Source organism: Apibacter sp. (assembly GCF_025291155.1).
Classification (GTDB): domain Bacteria; phylum Bacteroidota; class Bacteroidia; order Flavobacteriales; family Weeksellaceae; genus Apibacter.
In genome coordinates this window covers 1-4,494 of the sequence record NZ_JAMBJZ010000124.1, presented here as the reverse complement: position 1 = coordinate 4,494, position 4,494 = coordinate 1, and the positions used below count along the sequence as shown (strand labels likewise).

The following is a 4,494-nucleotide window of genomic DNA, read 5'->3' as shown; positions in this document are numbered from 1 at the left end:
AGTTGGAAAAAATATAGTCCAATAATTAAAATTGAAATTTTTGTTATGATAAATCAGCTCTTCAGTTAAGCTAACTAAGTTTTTTAAGATTACCGCACTAATGCCACCGATTATTCCTATTAAAATGCTTGCTAAATATATAAATACCTGAGGATTTTGATTTCTAAATTTCCTTATTAGGATGTTATATTTAATTCGTATTTTTTTTATTGAATCTTTAAATAATTCAAAATAATTTTTAATATAGGAAATAATATTATTCATTTACTTCGTTATCAATAACAATTGCGCCTACAGTATTCCTATAAATAGAATAAACAATGGCATTTGAATAGGAAAGGGTAAAAAGGAGACCGATAAAGCACATTAAAATTCCAAATATTTTACTAAAAAAGTAAGAAAAGATTAAAACCAGTAAAATCTTTCCAAAATACATATTTACTATTTTAAAACTATAAGAAATAGCTTTGGTTAATGGAACATCATCAATAATAATGAAAGCTCCAGCCAAAATAAAACCGGGAACTATATATATTATTGGGAGAAATAGAAACAAGCAACTAATGCTTATTATTATTATATGTATTAGCTGTAAACCTAACAATTTAATAAATTTTTTTCCCTGATATCCGCTGATTAAATCTTTAAAGCTTGTTCTACCATTTTTGTCGATCTGATGTGCGCAGAAAACAACTCCTGCATTTAAAGGATATAATAATAGAATACCAATAAAAGAAGAAAGGATAATTTTATTAATAAACATTGGGTTAGTTTTATAAAGGGAAATAATTTCCTCTAAGACTCTAGGATCATTATTCAGCTGAGATACTAAGTTTTTGAATTTTAACTCTATCATATGAGTTCCCAGATAATTACTGAGAATAGTACTAACCAAATTATTGAATAGATAACTGAAAATTATACAAAAAAAACCATAAAAAATCGTACTTTTCCAAGCACTAAAACCATCTGTAAGAACTTTATTCATAGATATATTATGACCATTCTTTTTTAATCTATCAATTTTAATTTCTAAAGTTGTTCTCATGAATAAATTTATTACACTACAAAAGTAAACAAATATTACCTATAAAGTATATCAATAATCTATAATTAGATTACAGCTCATTAATTTAAATAATTGAATATGAAAATATACAATTTCTTTATGGATTTGGGATATATCTTATTTATTCGTGGAACTCTTTTAATTATAATATTTTAACAAAATTTCTATATCTTATAAAAACATAAAATAAGTAATTATAAATATTAAATTCAAATATTTACTAATCAAGTGATTATCTATGAGTTAAATAAATAATATTTATGTATATTTTTATAATATAAATTAAAGGTATAAAATCATGTCTATGTTATAAAATAAAAATATTTATTTTTGTATGTCAAAATATAAAAACGATGTCACGAGAAAAAAATTTAAAAGAAGCTGCTTTAGAATATCATAGTTCCAAACCAGAAGGTAAAATAGAAGTTATCCCTACCAAACCCCATTCAACTCAATGGGACTTAGCCTTAGCCTATTCTCCCGGTGTAGCAGAGCCATGTTTAGAAATACAAAAAAATAATGCAGATAGTTATAAATATACAGCAAAAGGCAATTTAGTTGCTGTGATTTCTAACGGTACCGCTGTTTTAGGATTGGGAAATATTGGCGCAGATGCTTCTAAGCCGGTTATGGAAGGAAAAGGTTTATTATTTAAAATATTTGCTGGAATAAATGTTTTTGATATTGAAGTAAATGAAACCAATCCGGACAAATTTATTGAAATAGTTAAATCTTTAGCTCCGACATTTGGAGGCATAAATTTAGAAGATATAAAAGCACCAGAAGCATTTGAAATTGAAAAAAGACTAAAGGCGGAATTAAATATTCCGGTAATGCATGATGACCAACATGGGACCGCAATTATATCAGCTGCAGCTTTATTAAATGCATTGGAAATATCTAATAAAAAAATATCTGAGGTAAAAATAGTTGTAAGCGGAGCAGGTGCCGCAGCTATATCATGTACACGTTTATATAAAGCATTGGGAGCTAGCCCTCAAAATATTTTAATGTGTGATAGCAAAGGGGTTATTTATAAAGGTCGAACAGGTTTAAATGAAGAAAAAACAGAATTTGCTGTGGATACACCTGATAGAACATTAGAAGATGCAATAAGAAATAGTGATGTATTTATTGGATTATCCAAAGGTAACTTGCTTACTCCGGAAATGCTCCTATCAATGAACGAAAATCCTATAGTTTTCGCAATGGCTAATCCAACTCCGGAAATAGATTATAACCTAGCAATTGAAACTCGCAAAGATGTAATAATGGCAACCGGAAGAAGTGATTATCCTAATCAAGTAAATAATGTATTAGGTTTTCCATACATTTTCAGAGGAGCATTAGACGTTAGAGCTACAGATATTAATCAGGAAATGCAGTTAGCGGCAGTTAAAGCATTGGCTGAATTGGCTAAAGAAAGTGTTCCTGAACAAGTAATTCGAGCTTATAACGTTAAAAGCATGAAGTTTGGTAGAGATTATATTATACCTAAACCATTTGATAACCGATTAATTACAAAAGTATCTATGGCAGTAGCTAAAGCTGCAATCGATAGTGGTGTAGCACAACATATCATTACAGATTGGAAAGCCTATGAAGAAGAATTATTAGATCGAATGGGGGGAAATGATGAAAAACTTATTAGACAATTTAAGGCAAAGGCAAAATCTAATCCAAAAAAAATAATAATAAATAATGCTGAAGAATATAATGTTTTAAAAGCAGCACAAATATTAGCAGAAGAGAAAATTGCAAAACCAATTTTATTAGGAAGAAAAGATATAATCAAAAAAGTTTTACATCAATATAATTTACAAATTGAACTTGATATAATTGATATAGATTCTATTGATACTCAACAAGGTTTTGAAAAATATTCAGAATACCTTTATCAAACAAAACAAAGGAAAGGAATAACTTCAAAAGATCAAGCAAAGCAGTTCCTAAAAATTAGTGATTACTACGGAGCAGTAGCAGTAGAGATGGGAGATGCTGATGCTTTTTTAACAGGGTTTTCTAAAAGCTACAAGGAATCTTTGAGTGGGATTGTAAAAGTTGTAAATTATTCAGAAATATCTAATAATCTAGCCTCTATTATAGTTTTACTATCTAAAAACGGACCTGTATTCATTGCTAATACCTTACTTACAGATGATCCAACATCAGAAGAATTGGCTGTTATAGCCCAAACTACAGCTAATTATGCTAAAAAGCTAAATATTGAACCAAGGATAGCAATGATATCCAACGAAAATTTCTCAGGAAATTCGGAAATATCCAAAAAAGTAGCTGAAGCAGTTGCAATACTTAATAAAGCAAATCCTAATTTGATAGTAGATGGAGAAATACAACCAGATTATGCATTAAATGATCAATTAGTAAATGAATTCCCATTTAGTAAATTAAATACAAAACCTGCAAACATTTTAGTGTTTTCTAATATGGTTTCTGCAAATTTGAGTGCTAATTTAGCTAAAGGAATAGGCTCCATAAAAAGTGTAGGACCGATTTTATTGGGATTAGGAAAATCGATACATATAATGAATGAAAATTCAAATATAGATGAAATTGTAAATCTTGCCTCTCTTGCAGCTATAGATGCACAAGGAAGGAAATAATTTATATTTTCGCTAAAAAATTAAAAATGATATCTCATTTATCAGGTACTATCTTTGAAATAACCCCTTCCAGTGTAATAATAGACTGCAATGGAGTGGGATATTTTGCTACCATAAGTTTACAAACATATAAAGATATACAAAATCAGGATAAGTCTTTAGTGTATATACAAGAAATTATTCGAGAAGATTCCCATTCTTTATATGGGTTTTCAACAAAAACAGAACGGTTATTATTTAATCTACTAATTAGTGTTAATGGAGTGGGTCCTTCTTCATCCATTATGATGCTTTCATCTATGTCCGTATTAGAAATAACTTCTGCTATTTCAAGCGGTAACAATTTAGCATTACAGAAAATAAAAGGAATAGGAGCTAAAACCGCGCAGAGGATAATAGTTGATTTGCGGGATAAAATTTCTACATTTGAATTGCCTGAATTATTAGATAATAGTTTGGGCAATAAAAACAAATCTGAAGCGTTAAGTGCATTGGAGGTGTTAGGCATTTCTAAAAAAATTACCGAAAAAATAATTGATAAAATTTTAAAGGATAATCCGGAAATAGAAGTTGAAGAACTTATTAAGGAAACTTTAAAAAAACTATAAAAGTTTAAAAGTGTTAGGGTATATTCGTAATTATTTGCTATTTATAGCCATATTTTGTGTAAGTATAGGAGTTTTAATTGCACAGGAAAATGATGATGAACAAGTTTTACAACTTGATGATCCTGTAAAATACGAAGCTTATTATGATTATAAAAGCGGAAATTACATTTTATATCCCAAGTTGGGTGGGGTA

General features: G+C 28.6%; 5 protein-coding genes. 3 read left to right on the top strand and 2 right to left on the bottom strand.

Annotated features, from left to right (window positions below; genetic code table 11):
• Positions 1 to 264: hypothetical protein (locus M3Z80_RS09270; RefSeq protein ID WP_293919332.1), on the bottom strand; the 264-nt coding region annotated here is incomplete at its 3' end.
• Positions 257 to 1,048: a hypothetical protein gene (locus M3Z80_RS09265; RefSeq protein WP_293919331.1), complete on the bottom strand. Its 792-nt coding sequence runs from the start codon at positions 1,046 to 1,048 to the stop codon at positions 257 to 259. The genes M3Z80_RS09270 and M3Z80_RS09265, both read right to left, overlap by 8 nt.
• Before the next feature lie 374 nt (positions 1,049 to 1,422).
• Here M3Z80_RS09265 and M3Z80_RS09260 point away from each other — a divergent pair, with 374 nt between their 5' ends.
• From M3Z80_RS09260 to M3Z80_RS09250, 3 genes are all read left to right on the top strand, one after another.
• The gene (locus tag M3Z80_RS09260; RefSeq protein WP_293919330.1) at positions 1,423 to 3,693 is read left to right on the top strand and encodes an NADP-dependent malic enzyme; all 2,271 of its coding nucleotides are present in this window, start codon (positions 1,423 to 1,425) and stop codon (positions 3,691 to 3,693) included.
• A gap of 26 nt (positions 3,694 to 3,719) precedes the next feature.
• Complete coding sequence (gene ruvA / locus M3Z80_RS09255; protein WP_293919329.1) at positions 3,720 to 4,301, top strand: Holliday junction branch migration protein RuvA; 582 nt, start codon at positions 3,720 to 3,722, stop codon at positions 4,299 to 4,301.
• Positions 4,302 to 4,311: 10 nt separating this feature from the next.
• Positions 4,312 to 4,494 (top strand): hypothetical protein (locus M3Z80_RS09250; RefSeq protein WP_293919328.1); only part of this gene is annotated, 183 nt, incomplete at its 3' end.